The organism is Variovorax sp. GW458-11-26-14-LB1, from assembly GCF_059423965.1.
This window is the reverse complement of the sequence record NZ_JBWKYW010000028.1, coordinates 68,361-83,674: the sequence shown is the minus strand read 5'-3', so window position 1 is coordinate 83,674 and position 15,314 is coordinate 68,361. Positions and strand designations below refer to the sequence as shown.

At 68.6% G+C, this 15,314-nt stretch carries 10 protein-coding genes; 9 read left to right on the top strand and 1 reads right to left on the bottom strand.

Annotated elements, in window-relative coordinates; genetic code table 11:
• Positions 1 to 3 precede the first annotated feature (3 nt).
• The 9 genes from AC07YS_RS19025 to gshB all read left to right on the top strand — a co-directional run bounded on the left by AC07YS_RS19025 (position 4) and on the right by gshB (position 13,089).
• Entirely contained in the window at positions 4 to 1,479 is a 1,476-nt protein-coding gene (locus AC07YS_RS19025) for an FAD-dependent oxidoreductase (RefSeq protein WP_495268932.1), read from the top strand.
• Positions 1,480 to 1,566: 87 nt separating this feature from the next.
• Complete coding sequence (gene leuS / locus AC07YS_RS19020) at positions 1,567 to 4,197, top strand: leucine--tRNA ligase (protein WP_495268931.1); 2,631 nt, start codon at positions 1,567 to 1,569, stop codon at positions 4,195 to 4,197.
• 35 nt (positions 4,198 to 4,232) lie between these two features.
• Positions 4,233 to 4,754 (top strand): LPS-assembly lipoprotein LptE, encoded by a 522-nt coding sequence (locus AC07YS_RS19015; protein WP_095743314.1) that lies wholly within the window; start codon positions 4,233 to 4,235, stop codon positions 4,752 to 4,754.
• 23 nt (positions 4,755 to 4,777) lie between these two features.
• Entirely contained in the window at positions 4,778 to 5,848 is a 1,071-nt protein-coding gene (gene holA / locus AC07YS_RS19010; RefSeq protein ID WP_062477727.1) for a DNA polymerase III subunit delta, read from the top strand.
• Between the two features lie 64 nt (positions 5,849 to 5,912).
• Positions 5,913 to 7,205, top strand: a complete 1,293-nt coding sequence (locus AC07YS_RS19005; RefSeq protein WP_495268930.1) for a glutamate-5-semialdehyde dehydrogenase — start codon at positions 5,913 to 5,915, stop codon at positions 7,203 to 7,205.
• Between the two features lie 184 nt (positions 7,206 to 7,389).
• Positions 7,390 to 8,706 (top strand): glutamate--cysteine ligase, encoded by a 1,317-nt coding sequence (gshA, locus tag AC07YS_RS19000; RefSeq protein WP_062477724.1) that lies wholly within the window; start codon positions 7,390 to 7,392, stop codon positions 8,704 to 8,706.
• A gap of 156 nt (positions 8,707 to 8,862) precedes the next feature.
• Positions 8,863 to 10,731, top strand: coding sequence for a potassium transporter Kup (locus AC07YS_RS18995; RefSeq protein WP_159273598.1), 1,869 nt, complete (start codon positions 8,863 to 8,865; stop codon positions 10,729 to 10,731).
• Between the two features lie 127 nt (positions 10,732 to 10,858).
• Entirely contained in the window at positions 10,859 to 12,136 is a 1,278-nt protein-coding gene (locus tag AC07YS_RS18990; RefSeq protein ID WP_495268929.1) for a benzoate/H(+) symporter BenE family transporter, read from the top strand.
• Positions 12,136 to 13,089, top strand: a complete 954-nt coding sequence (gene gshB, locus AC07YS_RS18985) for a glutathione synthase (protein ID WP_099794733.1) — start codon at positions 12,136 to 12,138, stop codon at positions 13,087 to 13,089. The genes AC07YS_RS18990 and gshB overlap by 1 nt, the downstream gene beginning before the upstream one ends.
• Here gshB and AC07YS_RS18980 read toward each other — a convergent pair whose 3' ends face one another.
• On the bottom strand, positions 13,090 to 15,306 hold the full coding sequence (locus AC07YS_RS18980; protein WP_495268928.1) for a TonB-dependent receptor: 2,217 nt from the start codon (positions 15,304 to 15,306) through the stop codon (positions 13,090 to 13,092).
• Positions 15,307 to 15,314 lie beyond the last annotated feature (8 nt).

The following is a 15,314-nucleotide window of genomic DNA, read 5'->3' as shown; positions in this document are numbered from 1 at the left end:
CCGATGACCACCGACGACACCGCTTTCTCCCCCTCCGCCCCACCCATCGGCCTCGCCGCGCTCGAACGCCGGCTCGCCCAGGACCTCGACTACCTCGGCTGGCCCGCCCGCGCCTGGGTGCCGCCGCGCCAGGTCGACGGCGAACCCGTGCTCGACGTGGCCATCATCGGCGGCGGCCAGGCCGGGCTGGCCGCGGCGGGCGCGCTGGCGCAGCAGGGCATCCGCGCCGTGGTCTTCGACCGCGCGCCGGCCGGGCGCGAAGGCCCCTGGGCCACCACGGCGCGCATGGAAACCCTGCGCTCGCCCAAGGAGCTCACGGGCCCGGCGCTGGGGCTGCCCTCGCTGACCTTCCGTGCCTGGTTCGAGGCCCAGTTCGGCACCGAGGCCTGGGCCGCGATGGACAAGATCCCGCGCCTGCAATGGATGGACTACCTGGTCTGGTACCGCCGCGTGATGGGCGTGGACGTGCGCAACGACACCGCTGTTACTGGCCTGCAACCGTTGCCCGACGCCAGCGCCGTGCGCCTGGACCTGCGCACGCCCGAGGGCGAGCGCCGCGTGCTGGCGCGCCGCGTCGTGCTGGCCACCGGCCGCGACGGCCTGGGCGGCCCGGCCGTGCCGGCGTTCGTGGACGGCCTGCCGCGCGCCAAGTGGGCGCATTCCTCCGACGAGATGGACTACGGCCGCCTGAAGGGCCTGCGCGTGGGCGTGGTCGGCGCGGGCTCCTCGGCCATGGACAGCGCCGCCACCGCGCTCGAAGCCGGCGCGCACAGCGTCGAGCTGCTGATCCGCCGGCCCGACCTGCCGCGCGTCAACAAGGGCAAGGGCGCCGGCGTGCCGGGGCTCACGCAGGGGCACTACGACCTGCCTGACGAGCTGAAATGGCGCATCCGCCACTACATCAACGTGCTGAACGTGCCGCCGCCGCACGGCAGCACGCTGCGGGTGTCGCGGCACGCCAACGCCTTCTTCAACTTCGGCTGCCCCATCCTGGCCGTGGCGCCGCAGGGCGAGGTGCTGCGTGTCACCACGCCCAAGGGCGACTTCGAGTTCGACTTCTTAATTGTGTCGACCGGTTTCCAGGTCGACTGGGCCGCCCGCCCCGAATTCGCGGGCATTGCCGCCCACATCCGCACCTGGAAAGACCGTTTCACGCCCGCGCCCGGAGACGAAGACCGCGAGCTGGCCGATTCGCCCGACCTCGGGCCGGCCTTCGAATTCCAGGAAAACGCGCCCGGCGCCTGCCCGGGCCTCGCGCGCATCCACTGCTTCTGCTACCCGGCGGCGCTGTCGCACGGCACGGTGTCGGGCGACATTCCCGCCATCAGCGACGGCGCGCGGCGCCTGGCGGCGGGGCTCGCCAGCCTGTTCTACCGGGAAGACGCGGCCCACCACTGGGCGAATCTGGAGGCCTACAGCGAGCCGGAACTGTTCGGCGACGAGTGGACGCCCGCCCCGCCGCCGCAGGAAAGGGCCTGATTCCGGCATGGGGCCGGGGGGACGATCACGCACGGCGCGATAATCCGCCTTCCCGGCCGCCGTCGAGCCGGGCCCTGCCGAGATGTCATGAACCCCAGCTACAAACCCAGCGACGTCGAGTCCGCTGCCCAGGCGCAATGGCGCGCCGCCGATGTCTACCGTGTCACCGAGGACGCGAGCCGCAAGAAGTACTACGCCTGCTCGATGCTGCCGTACCCGAGCGGCAAGCTGCACATGGGCCACGTGCGCAACTACACGATCAACGACATGCTCACGCGCTACCTGCGCATGAGCGGCTACAACGTGCTGATGCCCATGGGCTGGGACGCCTTCGGCCTGCCGGCCGAGAACGCGGCACTGAAGAACGGCGTGCCGCCGGCCAAGTGGACCTACGAGAACATCGCCTACATGAAGGGCCAGCTCCAGGCCATGGGCCTGGCGATCGACTGGAGCCGCGAGATCGCCACCTGCGATCCGAGCTACTACAAGTGGAACCAGTGGCTGTTCCTGAAGATGCTCGAGAAGGGAATCGCCTACCGCAAGACCCAGGTCGTGAACTGGGACCCGGTCGACCAGACCGTGCTGGCCAACGAGCAGGTGATCGACGGCAAGGGCTGGCGCACCGGCGCCACGGTCGAGCGCCGCGAGATCCCCGGCTACTACCTGAAGATCAGCGACTACGCCGAAGAACTGCTCGAGCACACCCAGCACAAGCTGCCGGGCTGGCCCGAGCGCGTCAAGCTGATGCAGGAAAACTGGATCGGCAAGAGCGAAGGCCTGCGTTTCGCGTTCACGCATGACATCCGGGACGCGAGCGGCAAGCTGATCCAGGACGGCCGCATGTACGTGTTCACCACGCGCGCCGACACCATCATGGGCGTCACCTTCTGCGCCGTCGCGCCCGAGCACCCGCTCGCCGCGCATGCCGCCACGCTCGATCCCAAGGTCGCGGCCTTCATCGAGGAATGCAAGGGTGGCGGCACGACCGAGGCCGAGCTGGCCACGCAGGAGAAGAAGGGCGTGCCCACGGGCCTGACCGTGAAGCACCCGATCACCGAGGAGCAGGTGCCGGTCTGGGTGGGCAACTACGTGCTCATCGGCTACGGCGACGGCGCCGTGATGGGCGTGCCCGCACACGACGAGCGCGACTTCGCCTTCGCCAACAAGTACGGCATCGAGATCATCCAGGTCGTGCTGGTCGACGACGAGCCGCACTTCGACTATCACAAGTGGCAGGACTGGTACGGCGACAAGCAGCGCGGCGTGACCATCAACTCCGACAACTTCAGCGGCATGACCTACAAGGAGGCCGTGGCCGCCGTGGCGCATGCGCTGGGCCAGAAGGACCTGGGCGAGCTGCAGACCACCTGGCGCCTGCGCGACTGGGGCGTGAGCCGCCAGCGCTACTGGGGCACGCCGATCCCGATCATCCATTGCGAAGAACACGGCGCGGTGCCGGTCCCTGAAAAGGACCTGCCCGTGGTGCTGCCGACTGACTGCGTGCCTGACGGCTCGGGCAACCCGCTGGCCAAGCACGAAGGCTTCCACGCCGGCGTGGTGTGCCCGGTGTGCGGCAAGGCCGCGCGGCGCGAGACCGACACGATGGACACCTTCGTCGATTCGTCGTGGTACTTCATGCGCTACTGCGACCCGACCAACGACAAGGCCATGGTCGCCGAGGGCGCCGACTACTGGATGCCGATGGACCAGTACATCGGCGGCATCGAGCACGCGATCCTGCACTTGCTGTACGCGCGCTTCTGGACCAAGGTCATGCGCGACCTGGGCCTGGTGAAGGCCGACGAGCCCTTCGCCAAGCTGCTCACGCAGGGCATGGTGCTCAACCACATCTTCTACAAGCGCAACGAGAAGGGCGGCAAGGACTACTTCCCGCCCCTCGAAGTCACGGCGGTGCTCGACGCGCAGGGCCGCATCACCGGCGGCACGCTGGCCGACGGCACCAAGGTCGAGTACGGCGGCGTGGGCAAGATGGGCAAGAGTGAGCGCAACGGCGTCGACCCGCAGGACCTGATCGAGAAGTACGGCGCCGACACCGCGCGCCTGTACACCATGTTCACCGCACCGCCCGAAGCCACGCTCGAGTGGAACGACGCGGCCGTCGAAGGCAGCTACCGCTTCCTGCGCCGCGTGTGGAACTACGGCGTGGCCCAGGCCGACGTGGCACCGGTGGCGCTTGCCGGCCAGAGCTTCGGCAAGCCCGCCCAGGCGCTGCGCCGCGAGGTGCACACCGTGCTGCGCCAGATCGACTACGACTACCAGCGCATGCAATACAACACGGTGGTGTCGGGCGCGATGAAGCTGCTCAACGCGCTCGAAGGCTTCAAGCCCGACGGCAGCGCGGGCGACGCGGCCGCCGCGCGCGAGGGCTTCGGCATCCTGCTGCGTTGCCTGTACCCGGCCACGCCGCACATCGCGCACCAGCTGTGGCAGCAGCTCGGCTACGACAAGGCATCGGGCGACCTGCTCGACGCGCCCTGGCCCGTGGTCGACGTGGCCGCGCTGGCGCAGGACGAGGTCGAGCTCATGCTGCAGGTCAACGGCAAGCTGCGCGGCAAGCTGCTGGTGCCCGCCGGTGCCTCGAAGGACGAGATCGAGCGGCTGGCGCTCGCCTGCGACGACTTCGTCCACTTCGCCGAAGGCGCGCCGCCCAAGCGCGTGATCGTGGTGCCCGGGCGCCTGGTCAACGTGGTCATCTGAACCCGACACTGCAGAACGACGGAAACGACAGACGCATGAACATTCGCAATGCCTCGCAGCCGCGCCGCGGCTTTCTCCTGGGCCTCGGCGTGGCAGGCGCTTCGCTGGCCCTGTCCGGCTGCGGCTTCGCGCTGCGCAAGGCGCCGAACTTCGCGTTCAAGACGCTGTCGCTCGAAGGCAATACGGCGCTCATCAACCAGCTGCGGCGCGAGCTGCGCGCGGCCGGCAACGTGACGCTGGTGCCCAAGGAAGAGGCCAGCACCGCCGACGCTGTGCTCGTCGTGCTGGGCGAGGACCGCGACCGCTTCGTGATCTCGACCAACTCCGCCGGCCTGCTGCGCGAATTGCAGCTGCGCCTGCGCGTGCGCTTCAGCCTGCGCACGCCGGGCGGCAAGGAATTGCTGGCCGCGTCCGAGGTCTCGCAGACGCGCGACCTGAGCTTCAACGAAACCAACGCGCTGGCCAAGGAAGGCGAGGCCGACCTGCTGTTCCGCGACATGCAGGCCGACATCGCGCAGCAGCTGATGCGCCGGCTGGCCGCGGTGCAGTCCCTGTAAGCGTCGCTTCCGTTCTTTTTTCAATGCAACTTGCCAGTGCCCAGCTCGGCGCCCACCTGCAAAAGGGCCTGAAGCCGCTTTACACGATCCACGGCGACGAGCCGCTGCTCGCGCAGGAGGCGGCCGACGCCATCCGCGCCGCCGCGCGTGCCCAAGGCCACACCGAGCGCAGCTCGTACACCGTGGCCGGCGCGCACTTCGACTGGAGCGCGGTGCTGGCTGCGGGGGGCTCGCTCTCGCTGTTCGCCGACAAGCAGATCGTCGAGATCCGCATTCCCTCGGGCAAGCCCGGCAAGGACGGCAGCGTCGCGCTGCAGCAGCTGGCCGAGGGCGCGCCCGGCAACGACAGCACGCTCACGCTGGTGATGCTGCCGCGCCTGGACAAGGCCACGCGCACCGGCGCCTGGTTCTCGGCGCTGGAAAACAACGGCGTGAGCATCCAGGTCGACCCGATCGAGCGCGCCGCGCTGCCGCAATGGATCGCGCAGCGCCTGGGGCTGCAGAACCAGCGGGTGATGCCCGGCGACGAAGGCCAGCGCACGCTGCAGTTCTTTGCCGACCGCGTCGAAGGCAACCTGCTCGCCGCGCACCAGGAAATCCAGAAGCTCGCGCTGCTGCACCCGGCGGGCGAGCTGAGCTGGGAGCAGGTCGAGGGCGCCGTCAACAACGTGGCGCGCTACGACGTGTTCAAGCTGTCCGAGGCCGTGCTGGCCGGCAACCCGCAGCGCGTGGCGCGCATGCTCGACGGCCTGCAGGCCGAGGGCGAGGCCGAGGTGCTGGTGCACTACACGATCGCTGAAGACATCCGCGCCCTCAAGCGCGTGAAAGACGCCATGGCCGCCGGCCGCCCGCTGCCGATGGCGCTGCGCGAGAACCGCATCTGGGGCCCGCGCGAGCGCGCCTTCGAACGCGTGCTGCCGCGCCTGGACGACCGCATGCTGACCCGGCTGCTGCGCGCGGCCCACCTGGTCGACGGCATCTGCAAGGGCCTGAAGCAGCCCGACTGGCCCGCCAGCGGCTGGCAGGCGCTGCAGCGGCTGGCGCTGATGCTGTGCCGCGCCTGCAGCACGGCCGCGGCGCCGCGTCGCGCCTGACGTCGATCGCCATCAAAAGGCCCGCGTCAGCCGGGCCGAAGGTCCGCGTGGGAAAATGTCCGCTATGAACGCGTTCAACGTCAGCGAGCACATGCAGACCCTCGGTCTGCAAGCCAAAGCCGCTGCATTCCTCATGGCCCGTGCGGATGCAGCTACCAAAAACAGAGCACTGAAAGCGCTGGCCCGGCGCCTGCGCGAAGCCGGCCCCGCGCTGGCCGTCGCCAACGAGAAAGACCTGGCCCGCGCCACGGCCGCCGGCCTGTCGGCCCCGATGGTCGACCGGCTCAAGCTCACGCCCAAGGTCCTGGAGACCGTGGCCGAGGGCTGCGAGCAGCTCGCCGGCATGGCCGACGTGATCGGCGAGATCATCGGCATGAAGCAGCAGCCCAGCGGCATCCGCGTGGGCCAGATGCGCGTGCCGATCGGCGTCTTCGGCATGATTTACGAGAGCCGCCCCAACGTGACCATCGAGGCTGCGAGCCTGGCGATCAAGTCGGGCAACGCCGCCATCCTGCGCGGCGGCTCGGAAGCCATCGACTCGAACAAGGCGCTGGCGCTGCTGGTGTCCGAGGCGCTGGCCGAAGCCGGCCTGCCGGTCGATGCGGTGCAACTGGTGCAGACCACCGACCGCGAGGCCGTGGGCCAGCTGATCGCCATGCCCGAATTCGTCGACGTGATCATTCCGCGCGGCGGCAAGGGCCTGATCGAGCGCATCAGCCGCGACGCCAAGGTGCCGGTCATCAAGCACCTGGACGGCAACTGCCACGTCTACGTGGACGACACGGCCGAGTTCGACATGGCGCTGCGCATCGTCGACAACGCCAAGACCCAGAAGTACAGCCCCTGCAACGCCGCCGAAGGCCTGCTGGTGGCGGCCTCGGTGGCCGACCACTTCCTGCCCGAGATCGCCGCCATCTTCGCCGCCAAGGGCGTCGAGATGCGCTGCGACCCGGCCGCCGCCGCGATCCTGCGCGCCAGCGAGGCGCACCATCCGCAGGCGAAGGTGATCGACGCGGTCGAGTCCGACTGGTCCGAGGAGTACCTGGCCGCCGTCATCAGCATCAAGGTGGTGGCGGGGCTGGACGAGGCCATTGCGCACATCAACCGCTACTCGAGCCACCACACCGACGCCATCGTCACGCGCGACCACATCAACGCCCAGCGCTTCCTGCGCGAGGTCGATTCGGCCAGCGTGATGGTGAATGCGAGCACGCGCTTCGCGGACGGTTTCGAGTACGGGCTGGGCGCCGAAATCGGCATCAGCACCGACAAGTTCCACGCGCGCGGCCCGGTCGGCATCGAAGGCCTGACCTCGCTCAAGTACGTGGTGCTGGGGCAGGGCGAAGTCCGCGGTTAATCGGGGTCCGAAGGGCCGGGGCCATCGGGCCGGCGGCGCGGCGAGGCCCGTGCCGCGGTGTTCTTGCAACGTGTGTTGTGGATTGGGGTGCTTTGTTCTCTTTGGCTGCTTGTCATCGGGCGCGCCATCCCCAAATCCTACAATTCCACTCCACCTTTAAGCACAAAACCAACAAGGCCGCTGCATGGTTCCGCATCTCGTCACTGCCCTGACCGGCCCGATCAACGAACTGGAGCAGCGGGTGCTCGACTCGATGCCCGCCATCGAGCGCTGGTTCCGCCTCGAGTGGATGGAGCACACGCCGCCGTTCTACAGCGCCGTCGACATCCGCAACGCGGGCTTCAAGCTGGCTCCGGTCGACACCAACCTGTTTCCGGGCGGCTGGAACAACCTCACCAAGGAAATGCTGCCGCTGGCGGTGCAGGCCGCGCAGGCGGCCATCGAGAAGATCTGTCCGGAGGCGCGCAACCTGCTCGTCATTCCTGAAAATCACTCGAAAAACACCTTTTATCTCGCCAACGTCGCGCAACTGGTGCGCATCTTCCACATGGCGGGCCTGAATGTGCGCATCGGCTCGATCGATCCGGCCATCAAGTCGCCCAAGAAGATCGAGCTGCCCAACGGCGAGACCGTGACGCTCGAACCGGTGGTGCGTTCCAAGCGCCGCCTGGGCCTGAAGAACTTCGATCCCTGCACAATTTTGCTCAACAACGAGCTTTCTGCAGGAACGCCCGGCATCCTCGAAGACCTGCACGAGCAGTACCTGCTGCCGCCGCTGCACGCGGGCTGGTCGGTGCGTCGCAAGAGCAACCACCTGCACAGCTACGAAGAGCTGTGCAAGCGCTTCGGCAAGCTGCTGGGCATCGACCCGTGGCTCATCAACCCGATCTACGCGCGCGCCGAAGGCGTCGACGTCGCCGAGGGCCGCGGCATCGACGTGCTCACCAGCCATGTCGACGCGGTGCTCACCAAGGTGCGCCGCAAGTACAAGGAATACGGCATCAACGAGAAGCCCTTCGTGGTCGTCAAGGGCGGCCACAGCGGCAGCGGCAGCCCGGGCGTCGTGACCGTGCGCGACGCCAAGGAGGTCGAGGCGCTGATCGGCAAGTCGCGCACCGCCACCTCGTCGCCCGCCAAGACCAGCGCCGGGCGCGACCTGCGCGAGCCCACCGAGCTGATCGTGCAGGAAGGCGTGCTGACCAACGAGCGCGTGCACAACGGCGTGGCCGAGCCGGTGGTCTACATGATGGACCGCTACGTGGTGGGCGGCTTCTACCGCGTGCACGCCGAACGCGCCGCCGACGAGAACCTCAAGCAGCCGGGCGCCAGCTACGTGCCGCTGGCCTTCTCGGAAAGCGCGCAGCTGCCGCAGCCGGGCGCCAAGCCCGGCGCCAGCGCCCCCAATCGTTTTTACATGTATGGCGTGGTGGGCCGCCTGGCCATGGTCGCGGCCAGTTACGAGATGGAAGCGACCGATCCGGACGCCGAAATCTACGAATGAGCGGCGGGGGCGGGTTGCGGCGTCGGCGGGCAACGGCAAAATAGCGGCCCCACAGCAACGGAACCAAAAGGGCGGAGGGATGCGCGGCGCGGCCGCGGCACCCCGGCGTGACTGACGCGTCGATCATTGCGAGCCAACCTTTTCCCATCGACCCCCGTGTCAGCCCCCAAAAACATCTCTGCCGGCCTCATCGTCGGCGCCATCGGCGTCGTCTATGGCGACATCGGCACCAGCGTTCTCTATGCGGTCAAGGAAGTCTTCGGTCACGGCCATGTGCCGTTCACCGTGGAGAACGTCTACGGCATCCTGTCGATGTTCTTCTGGACCCTCACGGTCATCGTCTCGATCAAGTACGTCGTGCTCGTGCTGCGCGCCGACAACGAAGGCGAGGGCGGCCTGGTCGCGATGCTCGCGCTGGCCTCCCAGGCCGTGGCCGACAAGCCGAGGCTGCGCCAGCTGCTGCTCATCGTCGGCATCTTCGGCACCTCGCTCTTCTATGGCGACGGCGTGATCACGCCGGCCATCTCGGTGCTCTCGGCGGTCGAGGGCCTGGAGGTGGTGTCGCCGCACTTCAAGCATTACGTGATCCCGATCACGCTGGTCGTGCTGTTCTGCCTGTTCGCGGTGCAAAAGCGCGGCACGGCGGGCATCGGCAAGTTCTTCGGCCCGGTCACGCTGGCGTGGTTCGCGGCCATCGCCGTGCTGGGCGTGTGGCAGATCGCGCACCACCCCGAGATCATCAAGGCGCTGAACCCCTGGTACGCGCTGAAGTTCATCTGGGACAACCCGGGCACCAGCTTCATCCTGCTGGGCGCCATGGTGCTGTGCGTGACCGGCGCCGAGGCGCTGTACGCCGACCTGGGCCACTTCGGCAAGAAGCCGATCCGCATCGCGTGGTTCTCGGTCGTCATGCCGGCGCTCACGCTCAACTACCTGGGCCAGGGTGCGCTGCTGCTGGAGAACCCCGAGGCCGTGAAGAACCCGTTCTTCATGATGGCGCCTGAATGGGCCCTCATTCCGCTGGTGCTGCTGGCCACGCTCTCGACGGTGATCGCCTCGCAGGCGCTCATCACCGGCGCCTTCAGCGTCACGCGCCAGGTGATCCAGCTGGGCTACCTGCCGCGCCTGAACATCGAGCACACCAGCGTGCGCACGGCCGGACAAATCTACATCCCGCTGGTCAACTGGGGCCTGTTCGTCGCCATCGTGATGGCGGTCGTGATGTTCCGCACCTCGAGCAGCCTGGCCGCGGCCTACGGCATCGCCGTGACCACCGACATGCTGATCACCACGATCCTGACCTTCTTCGTGATCCGCTACGCGTGGAAGCTGCCGCTGGCGCTGTGCATCGCCTCGACCGCGATCTTCTTCGTCGTCGACTTCCTGTTCTTCGCCTCGAACCTGCTCAAGCTGTTCGAAGGCGGCTGGTTCCCGCTCTTGATCGGCGGCGCGGTGTTCACGCTGATGGTCACCTGGAAGGAAGGCCGCCGCCTCATGGGCGAGGCGCAGCATGCCGACGCGATCGACCTGAAGTCCTTCCTCGGCTCGGTGTTCATGAGCCCGCCCGCGCGCGTCGACGGCACGGCCGTGTTCCTCACGGCCGAGCCGGGCGTGGTGCCCAACGCGCTGCTGCACAACCTCAAGCACAACAAGGTGCTGCACGAGCAGAACATGTTCGTCACCGTGCGCAACCACGAGGTGCCCTGGATTCCGATGGACAAGCGCATCGAGATCGAGGCGCTGGGCAACCACTGCTGGCAGGTGATCGTGCACTACGGCTTCAAGAACGACATCGACCTGCCGCGCGCGCTCGACAACGCACGCATGCGCGGCTGCCAGCTCGAGCCGATGACGACCAGCTACTTCCTCTCGCGCGACGTCGTGATCCCCACGCTGGGCAGCGGCATGGCGCCCTGGCGCGAGAAGCTGTTCGCGCAGATGCACCACAACGCGAGCGGCGCGGCGGCCTTCCTGGGCCTGCCGAACAACGCCGTGGTCGAGCTCGGCTCCAAGATCGAGATTTAGGCTCGCCCCCAGGCTACGCGCACTTCGTGTCGCTTCGCCAACCCCCTACCGGGGGCAACACCTGCGGCCCGGCAAAGCCGGTTCCGCGGTGTTTCTGGCGAAGAGATGTCGCGGGCAGAATCGCGGCATGCGATTCTTCAAGGACCTGAGCCTTTCGGCCTTCACCGCGGGCTTCGTCGCCGTGCTCGTGGGTTTCACGAGTTCGGTGGCCATCGTGTTCCAGGCCGCCCAGGCCTTCGGCGCCACGCCCGAGATGGCGGCCTCGTGGATGTGGGCGCTGGGCATCGGCATGGGGCTGGCCTCGGCGCTGCCTTCGCTGTGGTGGCGCAAGCCCGTCATGATTGCCTGGAGCACCCCCGGCGCGGCCGTGCTGGCCGTGGCCGGCGCGGGTTACGGCATGGGCGAGGCGGTGGGCGCCTTCATCGCCTGCGCGGTGCTGATCGTGCTCGCGGGCGCCACGGGTTGGTTCGAGCGCGTGATGAACAAGATCCCGATGGCCATCGCCTCGGCGCTTTTGGCCGGCGTGCTCGCGCGCTTCGGCATCTCGGCCTTCACGGCGGCGCAGACCGCGTTGCCGCTGGTGCTGCTGATGCTCGCCACCTACCTCCTGGGCAAGCGCCTGCTGCCGCGCTACGCGGTGCCGCTCACGCTGCTGGTGGCCATCGCCTTCACGGCCGCGCGTGGCGAGCTGGCATGGTCTTCCGTGCACTTCTCGCTCACCTGGCCGGTGTTCACGGTGCCGGTGTTCACCTGGCAGGCCATCGTGAGCCTGGCGCTGCCGCTGTTCGTCGTGACCATGGCCTCGCAGAACCTGCCCGGCGTGGCGGCGATCCGCGCCAGCGGCTACAGCGACCTGCCGGTCAGCAAGCTCATCACGATCAGCGGCCTCGCCACGCTGGTGCTCGCGCCCTTCGGCGCCTTCGCGCTCAACCTGAGCGCCATCACGGCCGCCATGTGCATGGGCCGCGAGGCGCACGAAGACCCGGCGCGGCGCTACACGGCGGCCGTGAGCTGCGGCGCCATCTACGTGGTGATCGGCCTGTTCGGCGCGGCCGTCACGGGCCTGCTCACGGCCTTTCCCAAAGAGCTGGTCGCGGCCATCGCCGGGTTGGCGCTGCTGGGCACCATCGGCGGCGGGCTGGCCGCGGCGGTGCGCGACGAGGCGCACCGCGAGGCCGCGCTCATCACCTTCCTGGTCACGCTCTCGGGCGTGACGCTGGCCGGCATCGGCTCCGCCTTCTGGGGCGTGGTGGCCGGCGCGGTGGCGCTGGCGGTGCAGCAGGTCGGCCGCGCACAGGTGCCAGTTGAAAAAGCCCCGGCCGGCAAGGACATCGCCGCTTCCGGCAACATGCCGCCAGAAACCCCCTCCACAGCCGCCGCTCCCGGCGCCGGAAAGAACGCCTGATGAAAAACATCCTCTTCGTCGCCGACCCGCTCGATCACTTCAAGATCTACAAGGACACGACCTTCTCGATGATGCGCGAGGCCCAGCGCCGCGGCCACCGCATCGCGGCCTGCCTGCCGCAGGACATCCAGTGGAAGTCCGGCGGGCGCGTCTCGGCCGTGGTGCAGCAGATCACGCTCACCGGCGACGCGAAGGACTGGTACCACGTCGACATCATCGAATCGAAGGCGCTGAAGGACTTCGACGCCGTGCTGATGCGCAAGGACCCGCCCTTCGACGCCGAGTACATCTACTCGACGCACCTGCTGCAGCAGGCCGAGCGCGAGGGCGCGAAGGTGGTCAACTCGCCGCGCGCGCTGCGCGACCACCCCGAGAAGCTCGCGATCATGGAGTTTCCGCAGTTCGTCACGCCCACGCTGGTCACGCGCAGCGCGCAGGCCGTGCGCGACTTCCATGCCGAGCACGGCGACATCATCCTCAAGCCGCTCGACGGCATGGGCGGCATGGGCATCTTCCGCGTGAAGCAGGACGCGCTGAACCTCGGCTCCATCGTCGAGACGCTCAACAAGGACGGCGCCGAAACCATCATGGTGCAGCGCTTCGTGCCCGAGGTGACGCAGGGCGACAAGCGCATCCTGATCATCGCGGGCGAGCCGGCGCCCTTCGTGCTGGCGCGCATTCCGCAGGGCACCGAGGTGCGCGGCAACCTCGCGGCCGGCGGCAAGGGCGTGGCCCAGCCGCTCACGGCGCGCAACCGCGAGATCGCCGAAGCGATCGGCAAGGTGCTGGCGCCGCGCGGGCTGCTGCTGATCGGGCTCGACGTGATCGGCGACTCGGTCACCGAGATCAACGTGACCAGCCCGACCTGCTTTCAGGAGATCACCGAACAGACCGGCTTCGACGTGCCGAAGATGTTCATCGATGCGCTCGAGGCGCACCTGGCCTCGGCCTGATCAGAAGTCGACCGACGCCGACAGCGTGAAGGTGCGCGGCGCGCCGAGCACCAGGTAGCCGTTGTTCGGGTAGCCGCCGACCGAGGCCCAGTAGTTCCGGTTGGTCAGGTTGTCGATGCGCGCACGCAGCGTCACCAGCTTGCCGGCCACCTCGGTGAGGTAGCGCGCGCCGACATCGAAGCGCGTCCAGCCGGGCACGCGCAGCGTGTTGGCGGCGTCCGCGTAGCTCGGGCCCGTGGCCACCACGCGGCCGTCCAGCGACAGGCCGCGCACGCCCGGCACGTCCCATTCCACGCCCAGGGTGCCTTGCGTCTTCGCGATGCCGATGACGCGGCGGCCGTCGGTCGTGGCGTCGCCCGTGGCGCGCTGCTTGGCGTCCAGGAAGGTGATGCCGCCCATCAGGCGCACGCCCTTGGCCGCTTCGCCGAAGGCGGTCAGCTCCAGGCCCTGGTGGCGGTCGCGGCCTTCGGCCACGTAGTAGCCGGCGCTGTTGACGAGGGCGCGCGGCTTGTCGGTCGTGAAGAAGGCCAAGCCGCCGCCGATGCGGCCGCCGTCGAACTTGATGCCGATCTCTTTCTGCTTGGACACATAGGGCGACAGCTGCGTGCCCGCGTTGCGCACGGCGCCGCCGGTCGACACCGTGGGCGCGGTGTCGCCCTTGCTCAGGCCCTCGATGTAGTTCGCGTACAGCGACACCTGCGGCTGCAGCTTGAACACGAAGCCGGCCATCGGGCTGGTGCGGCTCTTCTCATAGGCGGTGGGCTTGCCGGTGTCGTAGGCGAAGTCGGTGCTTTCCAGCTTCTGGCGCCGCACGCCGAGCGTGAGCTGCGCGCGGTCGTCCAGGAAGGACAGCGTGTCGCCGATCGCCAGGCTGCTCAGGCGCGTCTGCGTCAGCAGCGCGGGGTTGTCCATGTCGTTGCCACGGAACGCGCTCGCCGTGTAGGCCGGGATCGGGTAGCCGACGGGTGCGTACAGGTTGGTCTTCAGGGGGTTGAAGAAGTCCCACTTGTAGGCGTTCTTCTCCTTGAGCTGGTAGTACGAGTACGAGGCCACCACCGTGTGGTTCACCGGGCCGGTCGTGAACTTGCCGCGCACGCCGGCTTCGGCCGTGCGGGTGCTGTCCTGGCGCTGGTTCTCGAAGCGCGACATGTTGCCCATGCCGAGGTTGTTCGTGAGCGTGAGGCCGGCCAGCGCATTGCCTTCGTGGCTCTTGCGCGCGCCGCCGGCGATCCAGGCGGTCACGTTGTCGGTGAGGTCGTACTCGCCGCGCAGCGAGCCGAAGGTGTCGCGCTCGTTGGAGTAGGTCCAGGGCTGCGCGTAGTTCAGCTGGTTGTCGGGCGCCGACGGCACGCGCGTCACGCCGGCGCCGAGCGTCACGTTCGGGCGCGTGCGCGTGAGCCGGTGCTCCTGGTGGCCGAGGTCCGCCGAGATGCGCGCGTTGCGGCTGCGCCAGTCGAAGCCGACCGAGGCCACGTCGAGCTTCACCTGCTCGGCGTCCACGCCGGTGCCGCCGTCGCGGTGGGCCGCGTTCAGGCGCACGCCCAGGCTCTGGTCGGGCCCGAAGCGGCGCGCGATGTCGGTCGACACATAGCTCTGCGAGCCGCTGGCCGTGCCGAGCGTGACCTGCGTCAGCGGGTCGTTCGGCGCGCGCTTGGGCAGCAGGTTGATGTTGCCGCCGATGCCGCCGCCCGTGGGCGTGGCGCCGTTCAGGAAGGCGCTCGCGCCGCGCAGCACTTCGACGCGCTCGAACAGCTCCGACGAGATGTACTGGCGCGGCAGCAGGCCGTACAGGCCGTTGTAGGCGATGTCGTCCGAATTCACCACGAAGCCGCGGATGAAGTACGACTCCTGGAAGTTGCCGAAGCCGCGCGCCACGCGCACCGAGGGGTCGTTCTGCAGCACGTCGGCCACGCTTCTGGCCTGCTGGTTCTGGATCAGCTCGTGCGTGTAGCTGGTGCTGGAGAAGGGCGAATCCATCATGTCCTGGTTGCCCAGGATGCCCACGCGCCCGCCGCGCGCCACCTGCCCGCCCGCGAAGGGCTTGGTCAGGCCTTCGGCCGAGGCGTCGGCGCTGGCTTCGACGGTGACGGTGCTCAGCGTGCCGCTGGCGGGGGCCGCCGGTTCGGCGGGCGGCGTCTGCGCCAGCGCCGTCAGGGCGTGAAGGGCCAGCAGCGAGGCGGCCACGGTCGGCCGGAGGAAGAAGCGAGGAGCGGGCATGAAAGATC

What these genes read in the sequence shown, in the direction of transcription:
- AC07YS_RS19015 (WP_095743314.1), top strand. Translation starts at nt 4,233, where the DNA reads ATGAACATTCGCAATGCCTCGCAGCCGCGCCGCGGCTTTCTCCTGGGC.
- gshA (WP_062477724.1), top strand. Translation starts at nt 7,390, where the DNA reads ATGGTTCCGCATCTCGTCACTGCCCTGACCGGCCCGATCAACGAACTG.
- leuS (WP_495268931.1), top strand. Translation starts at nt 1,567, where the DNA reads ATGAACCCCAGCTACAAACCCAGCGACGTCGAGTCCGCTGCCCAGGCG.
- AC07YS_RS18990 (WP_495268929.1), top strand. Translation starts at nt 10,859, where the DNA reads ATGCGATTCTTCAAGGACCTGAGCCTTTCGGCCTTCACCGCGGGCTTC.
- holA (WP_062477727.1), top strand. Translation starts at nt 4,778, where the DNA reads ATGCAACTTGCCAGTGCCCAGCTCGGCGCCCACCTGCAAAAGGGCCTG.
- gshB (WP_099794733.1), top strand. Translation starts at nt 12,136, where the DNA reads ATGAAAAACATCCTCTTCGTCGCCGACCCGCTCGATCACTTCAAGATC.
- AC07YS_RS18980 (WP_495268928.1), bottom strand. Translation starts at nt 15,306, where the DNA reads ATGCCCGCTCCTCGCTTCTTCCTCCGGCCGACCGTGGCCGCCTCGCTG.
- AC07YS_RS19025 (WP_495268932.1), top strand. Translation starts at nt 4, where the DNA reads ATGACCACCGACGACACCGCTTTCTCCCCCTCCGCCCCACCCATCGGC.
- AC07YS_RS19005 (WP_495268930.1), top strand. Translation starts at nt 5,913, where the DNA reads ATGAACGCGTTCAACGTCAGCGAGCACATGCAGACCCTCGGTCTGCAA.